Genomic DNA, 15,050 nt, shown 5'->3' with positions numbered 1-15,050 from the left:
CTCGTCCGGACCGGCGAATTCGAACCTGTGGACAACTCGGCCCGTCAGTGTCCGATCAGCCGGTGCAGACGGTGGAAGGTCTGCCGGAATCCGAGCCGTGGCCACGTCCGCGAGGACAGCAGGTTCGTCACCCGCCAGTCGGTCACGACCGACGTGTACCCAGTCTCCGCCGACCACTGCAGCACGGCCTCGCCCAGCGCTCGGCCCGCGCCGAGCCCACGCGCCGCCGGCAGCACCGCAGCGAACCCGAGGAACCCGGCATTGTCCGGCTTCGCGAGCCCGCTGTGCGCGCTCGACTTGTCCAGTGAGCACCCCACCGACGAGCCGATGACATCACCGTTGTACGAGGCAACAAATGTGGCGTAGTCCTGGTCGTCGATCGATTCCTCCCAGTCCGCCACCGCCTCCTCGAGCGTCGGCACCTCGCCGGACGAGAACACCGGCGACTGCCCTTGATGCTGGGGCAGTACGAGGTCGAGCTCCGCGAGTACAGGGATGTCCGCACGCGTCGCCCGACGTACGACGAGATTCCGGGGCGGAGTCGGTGACGTCGTGGGCACGGGGCGGACCGCGTGTGCATGCTGCGAGCCGAACGCGAGGCGGAACCAGGCGTCGATCAGCTCGGCGTCGTCGGGCACGAGGACGTAGTGAGCGGTGTGGCCGGCGTCGACCCAGGCTTCAGCGGCAGCGCCGTACAGGTCGCGGATGTGTTCCGGCTCCCGGACGGCGTGACCGGCGGCCTCCACCCAGATGTTCGGGCCCCAGGTTTGCGACGGTTTCGGTGCTGCGAGCAAGTAACCGGTGACCTCGCCGGCCTCCACCATGACAGCTCCGGACGCGCCTTCGGTTTCCCAGGCTGCGGTGACCTCGGTGAGTGCCAGCCGCTCGTCTTCGTAGTCGGCGGGAAGCAGTGGGTGACGCTTGCGATGCGTCTGATGCCGCTGAGCGAGCAGGCCGGCCGCCGCCGGCAGATCCGCCTCCTCGAACGGGCGGACGACGTGTCGGGACATACTTGGACGGTACGCCCGCGGAGCCGTCCGCAGACACGGGTTTTCGCCGCCCCGGGAACCGATTTGGTTGCACGGCCCGGATCCTCTAAACTGAAGACACAACGACGCGGGGTGGAGCAGCTCGGTAGCTCGCTGGGCTCATAACCCAGAGGTCGCAGGTTCAAATCCTGCCCCCGCTACGGAAGAAGGCCCGGACCATCAGGTCCGGGCCTTCGTCTTTGCGATCTGGGTCCTGGGCTGCGTGTGGTTGACCTTCGAGACTGAGACGGGCGTCGCGGGCGGCGGTGACGCGTGACAATGGTGCGATGGGCATCCTGGACAGGTTCTCGCTGGATGGGCGCACGGCGTTGGTGACCGGTGGATACCGAGGGCTTGGGCTCGCGTTCGCGACCGGGTTGGCCGAAGCGGGGGCGGACGTCGTGATCGGCGCACGCGATGCGGCCGCGTCGAAGCAGGCGGCCCGGCAGGTCGCTGCGGCGACCGGACGGACCGCCCTTGGTGTCGGTCTCGACGTGACCGATCGGGCATCCGGGCGGGCCGCCATCGAGGCGGCGCTGGAGGCGACCGGGCGATTCGACATTCTGGTGAACAACGCCGGCGCCTGCGTTCACCGGCCGGCGCTCGACGTACCGGATGACGAGTGGGACGCCGTGTTCGCGACGAATGTCGACGGTCTGTGGAAGCTCAGTCAGGAGGCGGCCCGCCACTTCACCACGGTGGGTGGCGGTTCGATCGTCAACGTGGGATCGATCTCGGCGCAGATCGTGAACCGGCCGCAGTGGCAGCCGGCGTACAACGCGTCCAAGGCGGCGGTGCACCAGCTCACCAAGTCGCTGGCCGCGGAGTGGGCGCCGTTGAACATCCGGGTCAACGCGGTCGCGCCCGGTTACGTGAAGACCGAGATGGCGCCGGTCGACGAGCCACAGTTCAAGTCTCGCTGGATCGACGACGCCCCGATGCAGCGGTACGCCACGCCCGAGGAAATCGCGCCGACGGTCGTCTACCTGGCCTCGGACGCCTCCAGCTTCATGACCGGCTCAGTGGTCGTGATCGACGGTGGCTACACCCTCCACTGAGCTCACTCGACAGCGAGTTCGCCGAGTTCGGACCAGTCGTCTTGCGGGACTTTGAAGTTGACGATGCGGGGCGTCTCGACCAGGTGCGGCGGTAGGTGTTGCTGGGCGGCCTTGAAGTGGTCGGAGGTGACGTGGTGGGTGGCGGCATCGTCGTCGGCGAAGGCTTCGACCAGGACGTACTCGTGCGGGTCGTCGAGGGAGCGGGACCAGTCGAACCACAGGCAGCCGGGCTCCGCGCGGGTCGCGGCCGTGAAGTCGGCGGTGACGGACGGCCAGTCGTCGGCGTGCTCGGGCTTCACACGGAACTTCGCGGTGATGAAGATCATGAGGACCAACCTAGCGGTCACCCACGGCAAGGACAGTCGCAATCTGAGATCAGCGCAGGACGAACCCGGTACCCAGCCCGTCGCGCGGATCGAGGGTGAAGGTCGCGGTCCCGGTCCGGTACGCGATGCCGTGGACCTCGGTGATCACGCCCTCGGATGTCTCCTCGACGACGCGGCCGCGGAACGTCGTACCGACGATGGAGTCGTGGCGGAGCGTCTGCCCCGGACCGAGCCGGCCCTCGTCGTGCAGCAGCGTCAGGCGGGCCGACGTACCGGAGCCGCAGGGGGAGCGGTCCGCCTCGCCGTCGGCGAAGACCGCGAGGTTGCGCTGGTGCGGGCCCTCCGCCCAGGAGCCGAGGTCGTCGTACAGGATCGTGCCGTAGAGGCCGCTGAGGCGCGGATCGGCCGGGTGTACGGCGACCGGGTCGAGCGCCCACTTGATCTCGCGGCCGATCGCGATCAGGTCCGCGTACGCGTCCGGCGTGACCGACAGACCGACCGCAGTTGCGGGCACCGACGCATAGAAGGCGCCGCCGTAGCTGATGTCCGCCAGCACGTCGCCGCGGGACGTCGACACCTGTACGTCGCGTCGCAGCACCCACGACGGAACGTTGCGGAAGGCAACACCATCGGCATCCACCCGAGCGGTGACCCGGCCGGACGGTACGTCGATGACCACCTCGCCGGGCGGGACCAGACCGGTGTCGACGGCCCAGGTGGCGAGCGCGATCGTCCCGTGCCCGCACGCAGTCGAGTACCCGTCCTTGTGCCAGAACACCACGCCGAAGTCGGCGCCGTCGTCATCAGCCGGTACGACGAACCCGCCGTACATGTCGGCGTGACCGCGGGGCTCGTTCACCAGCAGCCGCCGGACGGCATCCACTGACTCGGACGACTGGGCCGTGGTCCGGCGTTCGGCCACCGACAAGCCCGGGATCTCCACCGACGTCACGATCCGGAACGGTTCGCCGGCGGTGTGGTAGTCCACGACGCTGACATCTTCCACGCGATCACCCTAGACAGAGCAAAGCCGCTGTCGCCCACAGGGGCAGACAGCGGCTGGAGCGACCTGAAATGTCAGGCGGCTTGGGGGATCCGGTTGCGGGCGGCCCAGACGGCTCGGCGCAGTTCGGCCTTGTCGGGATAGCCGGCCTCGCGACCGATCACGTACACGTCGTGGCTGCGCATGTTGACCATGCCGGCCACGTACCAGACCGGGCTGCCCTCGGCCAGCATGGTGACGATCATGTTCCGGGTGTCGGTGGTGATGTTCATTCTGACCCTCTCCTTTGGTCGCTCTTACTGATACGTCGAACCGGAGAGGCCGGAATCGACACCCGGCTGGAAAGAAAAACAGAGCGCCCCGATCGATGATCGGGGCGCTTGTCCGTGTGGGTCCCGGGGGGATGGGACCACCACACGTTGGGGGGGACTTTGACGTTAACAACCCCAAGGGGTCACGCCCGTCGAATCCGGCGCGTGTCCGCCGATCACTTGCGAGTGCGTCGCCGGTAGAGCGAAGTCACCACCATGACCGAGAACAGGTGCAGACCAGAACACCAAGCCGTCGTTCGATCAGCCGGGTTGGATGATCGCGTCGGCCGACGGCGCGGTGGCCGCGATCAGGTGGGCGTTGCGTTCGTCCGACCCGAAGGTTCGTTCGTGGGCTTGTTCGGGGGATCGGCCGAAGGCGCGGTGCCTCGCCTCGAGGCGCTCGTGGCGCAGGTCCTCGGGTACTTCGACGTACCAGCACTGGTCGAGCAGCGTCCGTACCGTCGACCAAGGCGCCTCGTCGAGCAGCAGGTAGTTGCCTTCGGTCAGCACCAGCGTGACCTCGGGCGCGACGCCGATGCTCGCGGCGATCGAGTCCTCGATGCTGCGATCGAAACGCGGCGCCCAGATCTGCTCGTCCGGGCTCTCCTTGAGCCGTCTCAGCATGGCGACGAAGCCGTAACCGTCGAACGTGTGCGGCGCCCCCTTCACCTCGGCAAGCCCCAGGGTCTCGAGAACGGATTGCGCGAGGTGGTACCCGTCCATCGGAACGAGCGCGACCTGATACCCGTCAGCGGTCAGTTGTGCGGCGAGTTGTTCGGCGTACGTCGACTTGCCGGCCGCCGGTGCTCCGGTGATACCGAGGATCTGCCGTCGACCCTGCGTCGCCAACTCGACGGCCCGCTGATACGCGGCGGCCGGGTCCAACGTCTGCACCCGGGGATCATAGGTGGTAGCTGGTCAGTCCTCGGGCGGCGGAGGCTCCTCGGCGCCTTCACGTTCGTCGCGGTCGGCCCAATCGATGAGGGTGTCGAGCGAGTAGACGTTGTCGTCGATCGTCGCGTGCAGGTCGCCGAGCTCGGCGTACCGCTGGGGAACGGTCGCGATCGTGAAGTCCTTCGGGTTCACGTCGTCGATCTCGTCCCAGCGGATCGGGGTCGATACGGTGCCCTCGGGGTTGCCGCGGACCGAGTACGCCGCGGCGATCGTGTGGTCGCGGGCGTTCTGGTTGAAGTCGACGAAGACGAGCCGTGGGTCGCGGTCCTTGCGCCACCACGTGGTCGTCACGTCCTCCGGCGCGCGGCGTTCGACCTCACGCGCGAAGGCGAGCGCGGCACGCCGTACGTCGGTGAACCCGTACTCCGGCTCGACGCGGACGTAGACGTGGATACCGCTGCCGCCCGACGTCTTCGGGTAGCCGACCGCGCCGAGCTCGTCGAGCACTTCGTGGACGGTGTGCGCGACGCGGCGGACCCGGTCGAACGGGCAGTCCGGCATCGGGTCGAGGTCGATCCGCCACTCGTCCGGCTTCTCGGTGTCGGCGCGCCGCGAGTTCCACGGGTGGAACTCGACAGTCGACATCTGCACCGCCCAGGCGACGTGGGCCACCTCGGTGACGCACAGCTCGTCGGCGGTCCGGTTGTACCGCGGGAACTTGACGCGGACGGTCTCCATCCACGGCGGCGCGCCGTGCGGCAACCGCTTCTGGTGCACCTTCTCGCCGGAGACGCCCTCCGGGAACCGATGCAGCATGCACGGCCGCTCGCGGAGCGCGTTCACGATCCCGTCGCCGACGGACAGGTAGTAGTTCACCAGGTCGAGCTTGGTCTCCCCGCGCGCAGGGAAGTACACCCGGTCCGGATTCGAGATCCGGACCGTCCGCTCACCAACTTCAAGCTCGATCGCCGGAGACTTGGCCGCCATGGAGCCAACTTAACTGGCTCCAGGGACAACCGGGGTCAGGCCAGGCGCGTGAGCCAGCCCCGGGTGTCGGGGATTCGGCCGTACTGGACGTCGAGGAGGGTACTGCGGATCTTCGCGGTCACCGGGCCGACGCCGTAGTTGACCGAGTGGTCGCCGATGGTCAGGTCGCCGTCCGGCCAGGCGAGGCGGCCGATCGGGGTGATGACGGCGGCGGTGCCGGAGGCGAAGACCTCGGTGATCTCGCCGGAGCGGACGCCGTCCTTGCACTCGTCGGCGGAGATGCGGCGTTCCTCGACCGGGTGGCCGAGGTCGGCGGCGAGTTCGACGACCGAGGCGCGGGTGACGCCCTCCAGGATCGATCCGGACAGCTCCGGCGTGGCGATCCGGCCATCGGCGTACACGAAGAACATGTTCATGCTGCCGATCTCCTCGAGCCACTTGTGCTCGGCGGCGTCGACGAACGCGACCTGGTCGCAGCCGTTCGCCACGGCCTCCGCCAGGCCGGCCAGGCTGGCTGCGTAGTTGCCGCCGCACTTGGCCGCGCCCGTCCCGCCCGGGGTGGCACGGATCGTGGAGGTGGTGAGCCAGATCGAGACCGGCTTGGGGCCCGTGTTGAAGTAAGGACCGGCAGGGGAGGCGATGACTCCGAACAGCACTTCGTTGGAGGGCCGCACAGCCAGAGCGGCCTCAGTGGCGATCATGTACGGCCGCAGGTACAGGCTGGTCTCGCCGTGTTCTGCCGACGGCACCCAGGACTCGTCGACGGTCACCAGCGCCCGCAGTGCTGCCACGAACTGGTCCTCGGGAACATGCGGCAGTGCGAGCCGCTTCGCGCTCGCGGTGAACCGGGCGGCGTTCCGGTCGGGACGGAACGCCCACACCGACCCGTCGGAGTGCCGGTACGCCTTGAGGCCCTCGAAGATCTCCTGTGAGTAGTGGAAGACAGCAGCGGCAGGGCTCAGCTTGAGCGGTGCGTAGGCCGTGACCTTCGTGTCGTGCCAGCCGCGGTCCGGAGTCCAGTTCGCAATGACCATGTGGTCCGTGAAGGACTGGCCGAACGCAGGGTTCGCGAGCACTGCAGCTCTGGTCTCTGCACTGGCCGGGTCGCTCCGCAGCTCGACCGCGAAGTCCCATGCGTCTGTCATCACCGTCGTCCGCTGTTCACCTGTCACTCACCGCACGCTACCCCTGCCCTCACCTCCAGCTCGACCCGCTGCCCACACTCCGGCCATCAGCCGCCGTAGCTCGGTTGCCCCTGGCTCTGCCTGTACGACGGACAGCACCCGGTCGGCAGCGTCGTACACCAAGGTGTCGCGCCACTCGTCCGGAAGCTCCACCAGGACGCGCAGTGCCATCGCCAGACCGGCCGCGACCTCCCCCGCAACGGCCAGGCACTCGGCGAGGCACAAGTCGAGCCGGGCGCGCTCGCCGATCCACCTCTCCGGGCAGAGCTCCCTGGCGCGCTGCAGCAGCACACAGCCGGCCACGCCGTACCCGAGCAGGGTGCAGAGGCGTCCCTCCACCCAGTGCATTTGGTACGTCGGGGCGAGCTCGACGCCGATCAACTCCTGCAACGCGCGACGTGCTTCCTCGCGCCGGCCGAGCTCGGCCAGCACCAGCGCTCGTGCAGCGCGCGGCAGGTACCCCTGCCGGTCGAGGGCGACCGCTTCCTCTGCCAGCTCGAGCAGCTCCGGCAACGGACGACGCTCGGCAAGCCCGCTGATCACCTCCCTGGCACGCGCCGTCGCCCCGCAGCCGGCACTGTCCGCGGCCGCGCGGGCGGCCCACCACCAGCGCCCCGCAGTACACCGATCGTCCAACCTGGTCAGGGTTTCCGCGATCAGGATGCTCAGCTCGGCGGCCTCCGCTTGATCGGCGCCGGCCAGCTGCCGCACGAGGGAAGGCAGCAGCGCGGCCGGAGGAACACTGCCGATGTCACCGAACAGCTGACCCGGATCGGCGTCGACGCTGCCGACCAGTCCACGCCACGCCGCCTCCAACGGCTCCGGGCGCACGCGGGCGGGCCGTCGCTCGAACGTGGCGGACAACCGGCCGTCGGTGCCGAGCACCTGGTCGCAGAGCCGCGCCAGGTCCGTGGAGCCCGGTCGTTGCCCACGCTCCACCTGTGACAGGTAGCTGTGGTCGTACCCAACCTGTGCTGCCAGTTGCCGCAGGCTCAGCCCGGCCGTCTGCCTGCACTGCCGCAGTAGGGAACCGAAAGTCACAGGACCACCCCGTTCGTCGCTTCGAGCTCATGTGGTGCGTGCCGGTGAAGTTACAAGCCCTCGCCGACAAAAACCGTTCAAAACAAGGCCATGTGGCTGTGGGCTGTTCCCACAGCCCACAGCAAACACCTGTTGTCCGCAGGGCGTTCTGGGCGATCGTGAAGACGTGAACCCGCTGCAGCCCCAGGCCCGCCTCTTCCGTCTGGTCCGCCACACCAACCCCACCGCGATCCTCGCCGAGGGCGTGGAGTGGTCCGACGGTGCAGCCACCCTCCGCTGGCGCGGCCCCTGGCCCAGCACCGCCACCTGGGACGCCGGCATCCCCGCCCTCCTGGCCACCCAAGCCCCCGACGCCCGCACCCAACTCCACTGGACCCACGAACCTCTCCCCACCCCACCCGAAGACCGCACCCCACCCACCGAACCCACCCCCACCATCTGGCTCCCACCCCCAACCCCCGAAGGCCTCTGCTCTCACTGCGGCCGCCCTTGGCCCTGCCTCAGCTGCGGCCCGTAGGCGCCGTCGCACCAAGACTCAGGACCCTGGGCGTCAGTTGATCTTTGAGACGTTGGTCGGGGGACTTACTTCACGCGGTTTAGTGTGCGTGGGGTGAGGGATCCGCTGGATGAGCTTGAGGTGCACGTGGCTCGGTTGCAGGGGGTGGTGGCTGAGTTGCGGGAGGGGCGGGGGAAGCCGGTTCTGGATGGGAATCAGGTTGAGTTGGTCGAGGACGGGCCGACGTTGCTGGCGGCGTACGAGGAGATGCAGCGCAGTTGCAGTGTGCAGATCCGGGCGCTGGATCGTGGTCCCTACTCGGCGCCGCCGGCTTCGCAGCAGGAGCTCGAGCTGGAGCGGCTCGAGCAAGGGCTGGCGTACCGGGCGATCTACGGGTTCGAGGTGTTCGAGTCCGATGAGGTGATGGCGGTGCTCCCGGGGCTGCGGGCGGCGGGCGAGCAGAGCCGGGTGTTGCCGCAGATGCCGATGAAGATGGTGCTCGGTGACGACAACATGGCGCTGGTCGCGTTGACCAAGCGCGCGCCGGCCGAGTGTCATCTGCTGATCAGATCGACCGGGTTGCTCGACGGGCTGATCGCGACGTTCGAGATGTTGTGGGGGCTGGCGGTGCCGATGCCTGAGCTGGAGGCCGGCGGCGGGGTGGCGGAGCTGCGGGCGCCGGACCGGGACGTGCTGATGCTGCTGGCCGGTGGCGCGACCGACGACATGATCAGCCGGCGGCTGCGGATCAGTCCGCGGACGACGCAACGCCGGGTCCGCGCGCTGATGGACGCCCTCGGCGCGCAGACCCGGTTCCAAGCGGGTGTCCAGGCGGCCCGGCGCCGCTGGATCTGAGGTATGACCGGGATCACTTCCGACGCTGGATTGCATCGAGCTACTCAGATGTTCTGGGTTTCATTGTGCAATTCAGCTCCGGAAGGAACCTGGCGTGACCACCAGCACTCTCGAACTCAGCACAACCCGAGCACCGCGCACGCTGAACCGGAAGGCGAGCTTCTGGACGGCCGCTTCGGTAGCAGGCCTCAGCCTGTGGACCAGCGCTGCCCCGACGACGACGTACCCGCTCTATGCCTCTGCATGGCACCTGACTCCTACTGCGACCACGGCAATCTTCGCCGTCTACCCCGTGGTGCTGGTGGCGTTCCTGTTGGTCTTCGGCCAGCTGTCCGACTACATCGGCCGTCGGGCGACGATGCTGTACGGCGTCGGCGCTCTCCTCGCGGGTGTACTGCTGTTCGCGGTCGCCCCGTCGGTCGCCTGGGTGTATGCCGGGCGCGCGCTGATGGGTGCAGGCGTGGGCCTCGCACTCACCGCGGCGACGGCTGCAGTCGTCGAGTTCAGCCCGCTCGGCAAGGCCGCACGGGCCTCGTCCGTGACGACTGCGGCGACCGCGGCCGGCCTGGGACTGGCGACGATCGTCGGCGGCGGGCTGATCGAGTATGCGCCGCAGCCGCTGCACCTGGACTTCTGGGTGCTGCTGGCCGTGATCGCAGTGGTCTTCGGATTCGTCTGGAGGCTCCCGCGCCACACCAAGGACGAGAGCCAGGGCCGTTGGCGGCCGCGCCCGATCTCCGTTCCCCAGGGCATTCGGGTGCTGTACGTCGCGTCCGCACTGGCGGTGACGACTGCATACGCGTTCGGCTCGGTCTTCCTCGCGCTCGGCGCGCAGATCGCCCATCAGCTGATCGGGACTGCGAACGTTTTCGTGATCGGTCTGGTGCTCGCGATCATGTCGATCATGATCGGCGTCACCGCGATCGCCGGACGTCGCTTCCAGCCGGGCCGTCTCGTCCTGGTCGGCGCGGTCGCAACGCTGATCGACCTGGCTGTTCTTGAGACCTCGGCCCAACTGCACTCGCTGCCGTTGTTCATGACCGCGACCGTGCTCGGCGGCATCAGCTACGGCCTGTTGTTCTCGGGCGGCCTCGGTCTGATCACGGCACACGCTCCGGCCCATCACCGCGGTGGCACGGTCTCGGCCGTTTACCTCGTTGCGTACATCCTGCAGGGAGCGATCGCTCTGGCCCTCGGTCTGGTGGCCACAGCGTCCGGTTTGGGTACGGCCTTGCTGCTGGGCGCCATCGTCATCAGTAGCCTGGCGTTGCTCGTGATCGGCGCCGCCGGGGCCCTGGCGGCGAAGAAGGTCCAGGAGGTCTGATGACAACGCACATGGCGACCCGGCCGAACTGTTCGATCGCCAGGGCGCTCGAGCTGGTCAGTGACCGCTGGACCTTCATGATCCTCCGTGAGGCACACCTCGGTACGACCCGGTTCGCTGACTTCCGCGACTTCCTCAAGATCGCCCCGAACATCCTGACGAACCGGCTGACCACCATGGTCGACGCGGGGCTGCTGGAGAAGCGTGAGTACCGGGAGGAAGGCGAGCGGACGCGGTCGTCGTACCATCTGACCCCTGCGGGTGCGGACCTCAAGATCGTGCTGGCTGCCTTGCAGCAGTGGGGTGATGTGCACGTACCCCGGGCTGACGGGCCGACTGTGCTGCGGCGAGACACGCGGTCGAAGGGCCTTGTCGACGTGGGCTTCGTGGCCAAGGACGGTCAGCAGGTTCCCGATGAGGACGTGGTCTTCGAGCCGGTTCCAGGAAGCTCCGCGGATCGCAGTACCTGGCGTTGATGGGCGGGCCCGCACGAGCGGGCCCGCCGCACTGCTAGTTGATGGTTACTACCGTCCCGGCTCGGTTCGGGAACTCGATGAAGCCGGTGGAGCGCTTGCCCGTCGGCAGGCTCGACCAGGAAGCGGTGACCTGGAACGGCTTGAACGCACCCGGTGCCGACGACGGCGTCACCTTGAGCGAGCTACCACCGGTCACGACGTTGGTCTGTATCGTGTACTCCGTAGTGCTGGCCCCCGGTGGGTTGGACAGGGTGATGGCGAGCACGCCCCAGACACCAGGAGTCGGTCCGGCCACGCTGGCAGATGCCTGGTTCGAACCGTCACCGACGAACGACTGCAGTTGCATCTGGCCGTTCACGACCTTGTAGAGCACCAGCCAGATGCTCCCGGCCGGGTCCACGGTCTTGATGTTCCACTGCACAGCCTTGGTCTGTGAGGTCACGGTGACCGGGTAGTCCGGCAGGTCAGCGTCTGCTGCGCCCGCTGCAACCGCACCCGGCACCAGGGGAGCTGACACGACGCCGTACGAGCGGATCGGTACGCCGGCCTTGCCCACGGTGGCGGTGAACGACACGGAGCCTGAGGCGCCAGTACCTGACACTGCGGTCGGGGCGAGTACGGAGGTAGGTACGACGACGATGGGGCTGCGTACTGTCTTGCCGGCGCCCTGCCACGTCAGCCAGCCGTTCGTGGTTGTACCGGAGTCGGCTGTGTCGAGGGTGAGCTTCACCGTGAACGACTTGGTCTCACCGGCTTTGCTGAAGTTCAGGACCGATGGGGTGACCACTGCCTTCATGCCTGGCACCGAAGCGGTCGCCCGGTACAGGCCTGGCGTCACCGCGGTGACGCGACGCGTCACGGTCTGCGTGCCCAACAGTTGTCCGACAGAGATGGACGGGGCGTTGTAGTCGCTCGGGTTGATGGCCGGTACACCGGTACCGGTGTTGACGCCGGTCCCCTCGAGGTAACCGAGCCAGTCCGTGTCACGGGAGTCGTAGACGAGACCGGGGTCCAGCATCTTCGACGGCTGTACTTCACCAGCGCCCGCGTCGAACGGGTTGGTGTCCACCGCGCCAGTAGAGGTCAATACGTTGCCCGCGGTCGTCATCAGCGCCGACTTGACCGCCATGGGCGACCAGTCCGGGTGCTGTGACAGGTAGAGCGCTGCCAGACCCGCTACGTGCGGTGCGGCCATCGACGTACCAGAGAGGAACGCGTAGCTCTGGCCGCCGTTCGTTGGCGGTGCCACGGCCGCCAGGACGTTGACACCCGGTGCAGCGAGGTCCGGCTTCAGCAGGTTGCCGTTGCTCGACAGCGACGGACCACGCGAAGAGAAGTCGGCCATCTGCGGGTACGGCGTCGTGGTAGTGGTCGTGTTACCAGGTACGAGCTCGGCCGTGGCACCAGCCTGCGCCGCGTACGAGCGGACCGACAACGCACCGGGCGTGTTCAGGTGCACGGTCGGTACGGCGTGAGAGTCGCCGACCACGTCCTGGTCGAAGAGGTTCAACAGCACCATGCCGACGCCGCCTGCGCGCTGCACTTCGGCGGACTTGTCGACGCGGGCACTGATGCCACGGTCACAGGCGACGATCTTGCCGGCTGTCTTCGCCGGGTCCAGGGTGTTCGCCAGACAGATCAGTGCGTCTGCGTCGCTCGCGCCTGCGTTCTTGACGGCAATACCGTTGACGAGCGGCTTGCTGCCCGTAGCGGTGGACACCGTCGTGCTCACACCGGCGTACTTCTGGCCGTTGCCCAGTACGACTGTGCCGTTCCACGGTGCGACCGTGCTGGCGCCGACCGTCGTCACCCACGGAGACGTGTTGTCGAGCGTCGAGGCATCCGGTCCGGAGTTGCCGCCCGCCGCGGAGACGAAGATGCCGGCCGATGCGGCGGACAGGAACGCCAGCTGGATCGGGTCGGTTGCGGGCGACTCGATGGTCGAGCCGACCGAATAGTTGATGACGTCGACGCCGTCGGCCACCGCTTGGTCGATGGCGGAGACGATGTCGGAGGTGAGGCCGCCTGAGTCGTTGGCGTTCTTGCCGGACCAGAGTGCCTTGTAGACAGCGATCTTTGCGGCAGGGGCTACACCGGTGACAGTGCCGAGGTCACGGCCGCCCAGTACGACGTCCACGTCGGCCTTGCCTGCTGCGGTGGTCGCTGTGTGCGTACCGTGGCCCTCGCCATCTCGCGGGGACACATAGTCGGCGCGGCGCTCCGGAGGGATAAGGCCGAGCCAGCCGTCACCGAAGTACTTCGCGCTGATGAGCTTGGTGTTGCACAGGTCGGCAGTGAAGTCCTGGCCGGCCTCACAGCTGCCTGTGAACGTACGGCCGTCGGCTTTCTGCATGACGGTCGTCGAGCCGGACAGGTACGGGCGGTACGGGTCAGCTGCTGTTGGCGGTTCGGTACCGAGCTTGGGGCCGGACAGGGAGGCGCTCTCGGGCCAGATGCCTGTGTCGACCACACCTACGACGACGCCCTTGCCCGCGTTCGCCGTACCGCCGAGCTTGTTCCAGACGCCGGTTGCGCCGGAGAGCTTCAGGAAGTCGGTGGGGTTGCGGTCGTCGAGGGCGTGGTGCAGCTGGTCCGGTACGACAGACACGACGCCTGGGGTCTTGCTGAGCTCGTTGACCTGCTTGGAGGTCAGTGCAGCGGCGAAACCGTTCAGGGCGACCGAGTAGTCGTGGTCGATCTTCGCTCCGACGGCGGCCGCGACCTGCTCGTGCTTGCTGGTCAGGTAGTTGCGGTACGCCTTCCCGCCGGTGACGTCGACCTTGTGACCGGCTCCGGTCAAGGCGGCCTGGTGCGTCGCGAGCGGCTTGTCGGCCAGCGTGACGACATACCGGCCCGGCGCGAAGCCGAAGCGGTTGACGGCCGGCGCAGCGGCGGCGTCTGGGGTCGCGGAGCCCGGTGGAGCCACCAAGGCGGTGGTGATCAGCGCGGCGCCTGCAAGCAGTGCGGCGCGCCGACGCAGGTTCGGATGGTTCACGTGATGCCTCCACGGCATGTAGTCCTGGCCGTGGCTGTCGCCGCGGCCGCCCGCCCCCGAGCTCGGACGCCGAAGAGCCTGCCAATCCACCGCTCGTACTACACCGTTTTGGCTTCAACTAGCCGCTGGCCAAAACCTGCCACTCAGCGCACGGCTGTCGCCAACAGGTACTGCGCGGGCAGCTGCACCTGACCGCTTGGTGTGGTCCAGTTGTCGGCCAGGGTCTGGAGGAAGCGCTGGTGGACCTCGTCGAGGCGGCCGGCTCGTTGCAGCAGCGGGAAGGTCGTCACTCCGAGCGGGTGATTGGCGAAGCGGGTCTCCCAGTAGTCCTCTGCGGAGGCCGTGGTGATGGCGAGCTCCAGCGTTGTCGCCGTGACCTCGAAGCCGTGCGGGGAGAACAAGGCGGACAACGCGTTCAGGTCGTGCCAGTCGATGCCGGGGCCGCCGGGGTTGCCGCGGCCGGTCACCTCACGGACTGTGCCGGCGATGATCTCGACCAGCTTGCCCATCACGCCCGGGAGCCAGCTGGTGAGCAGGATGCGGCTCGCCGGTTTGCCGACCCGGGCGAGCTCGGCCGCCGCGGCGGCGGGATCGGGCGCGAAGATGATCCCGAAGTTGGACAGGACCACGTCGACCGAACCGTCCGGGAGCGGGATGTCGGCCGCGGTGCCGTCGACGACGGTCAGGTCGCGGGCGCCGGCGGTCTCGGCGATCACCTCGCGCAGCCTGGCGGCCGGTTCGACCGCGGTCACCCGGGCACCGAGCTCGGTGGCCAGCAGCGCGACGTTCCCGGTTCCGGCGCCGACGTCGAGGACGTGTTCTCCGGGCTGGATCCGCGCTGCTTTCACCAGTTCGCGGGCCGCCGGTCGCAGGTCGGCGGCGGTCGTCTCGTACGTTCCTTGACCCCAGTCGATGTCACTCACCCGCCAACCTTAGGCCGGGTTCCCGACAGCGTCGGATTCCCGCCGTCGGGAGGCATTGACCGGTGGTTATGGAAGGTCTCTACTGAATAGCTGTGTGCCGCGAGGCGCTGCCTGGACCGGCCCGGCTCGCGCGCCGCCCCCCGCGAGCC

15 protein-coding genes and 1 tRNA gene are annotated in these 15,050 nt (G+C 68.1%); 6 read left to right on the top strand and 10 right to left on the bottom strand.

The annotated features are described in order from the left end of the window. Window positions 1-44: 44 nt before the first annotated feature. Window positions 45-1,010, bottom strand: coding sequence for a GNAT family N-acetyltransferase (locus FB475_RS06355; protein WP_185759107.1), 966 nt, complete (start codon window positions 1,008-1,010; stop codon window positions 45-47). A gap of 105 nt (window positions 1,011-1,115) precedes the next feature. On the opposite strand from FB475_RS06355, the gene FB475_RS06350 reads away from it, so the two are divergent. Both FB475_RS06350 and FB475_RS06345 read left to right on the top strand, forming a co-directional pair. After that, window positions 1,116-1,189, top strand: a tRNA-Met gene (locus tag FB475_RS06350). 126 nt (window positions 1,190-1,315) lie between these two features. After that, on the top strand, window positions 1,316-2,086 hold the full coding sequence (locus FB475_RS06345; protein ID WP_141853409.1) for an SDR family NAD(P)-dependent oxidoreductase: 771 nt from the start codon (window positions 1,316-1,318) through the stop codon (window positions 2,084-2,086). A gap of 2 nt (window positions 2,087-2,088) precedes the next feature. Here the strand turns inward: FB475_RS06345 and FB475_RS06340 are convergent, their stop codons facing one another. From FB475_RS06340 to FB475_RS06310, 7 genes are all read right to left on the bottom strand, one after another. Then, a complete protein-coding gene (locus tag FB475_RS06340; protein WP_141853407.1) occupies window positions 2,089-2,412 on the bottom strand; it encodes a putative quinol monooxygenase in 324 nt (107 codons plus the stop codon). Between the two features lie 49 nt (window positions 2,413-2,461). Continuing rightward, the gene (locus FB475_RS06335; protein WP_141853404.1) at window positions 2,462-3,418 is read right to left on the bottom strand and encodes a proline racemase family protein; all 957 of its coding nucleotides are present in this window, start codon (window positions 3,416-3,418) and stop codon (window positions 2,462-2,464) included. Between the two features lie 71 nt (window positions 3,419-3,489). After that, window positions 3,490-3,687, bottom strand: coding sequence for a hypothetical protein (locus FB475_RS06330; protein WP_141853403.1), 198 nt, complete (start codon window positions 3,685-3,687; stop codon window positions 3,490-3,492). A 300-nt stretch (window positions 3,688-3,987) separates the two neighbouring features. Then, window positions 3,988-4,620 (bottom strand): nucleoside/nucleotide kinase family protein, encoded by a 633-nt coding sequence (locus FB475_RS06325; protein ID WP_141853401.1) that lies wholly within the window; start codon window positions 4,618-4,620, stop codon window positions 3,988-3,990. 24 nt (window positions 4,621-4,644) lie between these two features. Beyond that, window positions 4,645-5,607 carry a non-homologous end-joining DNA ligase gene (ligD, locus tag FB475_RS06320; protein WP_141853398.1) on the bottom strand — a complete coding sequence of 321 codons (963 nt, stop codon included), beginning with the start codon at window positions 5,605-5,607 and terminating at the stop codon, window positions 4,645-4,647. A 35-nt stretch (window positions 5,608-5,642) separates the two neighbouring features. Continuing rightward, entirely contained in the window at window positions 5,643-6,752 is a 1,110-nt protein-coding gene (locus FB475_RS06315; protein WP_141857835.1) for a branched-chain amino acid aminotransferase, read from the bottom strand. A gap of 27 nt (window positions 6,753-6,779) precedes the next feature. Next, window positions 6,780-7,832 carry a helix-turn-helix domain-containing protein gene (locus tag FB475_RS06310; RefSeq protein WP_141853396.1) on the bottom strand — a complete coding sequence of 351 codons (1,053 nt, stop codon included), beginning with the start codon at window positions 7,830-7,832 and terminating at the stop codon, window positions 6,780-6,782. A gap of 166 nt (window positions 7,833-7,998) precedes the next feature. On the opposite strand from FB475_RS06310, the gene FB475_RS06305 reads away from it, so the two are divergent. The 4 genes from FB475_RS06305 (at window position 7,999) to FB475_RS06290 (ending at window position 10,983) form a co-directional block, all read left to right on the top strand. Beyond that, window positions 7,999-8,349 (top strand): hypothetical protein, encoded by a 351-nt coding sequence (locus FB475_RS06305; RefSeq protein ID WP_141853394.1) that lies wholly within the window; start codon window positions 7,999-8,001, stop codon window positions 8,347-8,349. A gap of 93 nt (window positions 8,350-8,442) precedes the next feature. Next, window positions 8,443-9,183 carry a helix-turn-helix domain-containing protein gene (locus FB475_RS06300; protein WP_141853392.1) on the top strand — a complete coding sequence of 247 codons (741 nt, stop codon included), beginning with the start codon at window positions 8,443-8,445 and terminating at the stop codon, window positions 9,181-9,183. 94 nt (window positions 9,184-9,277) lie between these two features. Next, on the top strand, window positions 9,278-10,507 hold the full coding sequence (locus FB475_RS06295) for an MFS transporter (RefSeq protein WP_185759105.1): 1,230 nt from the start codon (window positions 9,278-9,280) through the stop codon (window positions 10,505-10,507). Continuing rightward, on the top strand, window positions 10,507-10,983 hold the full coding sequence (locus tag FB475_RS06290) for a winged helix-turn-helix transcriptional regulator (RefSeq protein WP_202878268.1): 477 nt from the start codon (window positions 10,507-10,509) through the stop codon (window positions 10,981-10,983). Before FB475_RS06295 ends, FB475_RS06290 begins: the two co-directional genes overlap by 1 nt. Before the next feature lie 34 nt (window positions 10,984-11,017). On the opposite strand, the gene FB475_RS06285 is transcribed toward FB475_RS06290, so the two are convergent. Then, window positions 11,018-13,978: a S8 family peptidase gene (locus tag FB475_RS06285; protein WP_202878267.1), complete on the bottom strand. Its 2,961-nt coding sequence runs from the start codon at window positions 13,976-13,978 to the stop codon at window positions 11,018-11,020. A gap of 143 nt (window positions 13,979-14,121) precedes the next feature. Further along, window positions 14,122-14,901: a class I SAM-dependent methyltransferase gene (locus FB475_RS06280; RefSeq protein WP_141853388.1), complete on the bottom strand. Its 780-nt coding sequence runs from the start codon at window positions 14,899-14,901 to the stop codon at window positions 14,122-14,124. Between the last annotated feature and the right edge of the window lie 149 nt (window positions 14,902-15,050).

This window comes from Kribbella jejuensis (genome assembly GCF_006715085.1).
Taxonomy (GTDB): Bacteria; Actinomycetota; Actinomycetes; order Propionibacteriales; family Kribbellaceae; genus Kribbella; species Kribbella jejuensis.
Note: the sequence above shows the minus strand (reverse complement) of the source record. Positions and strands in the feature narration are given on the sequence as shown.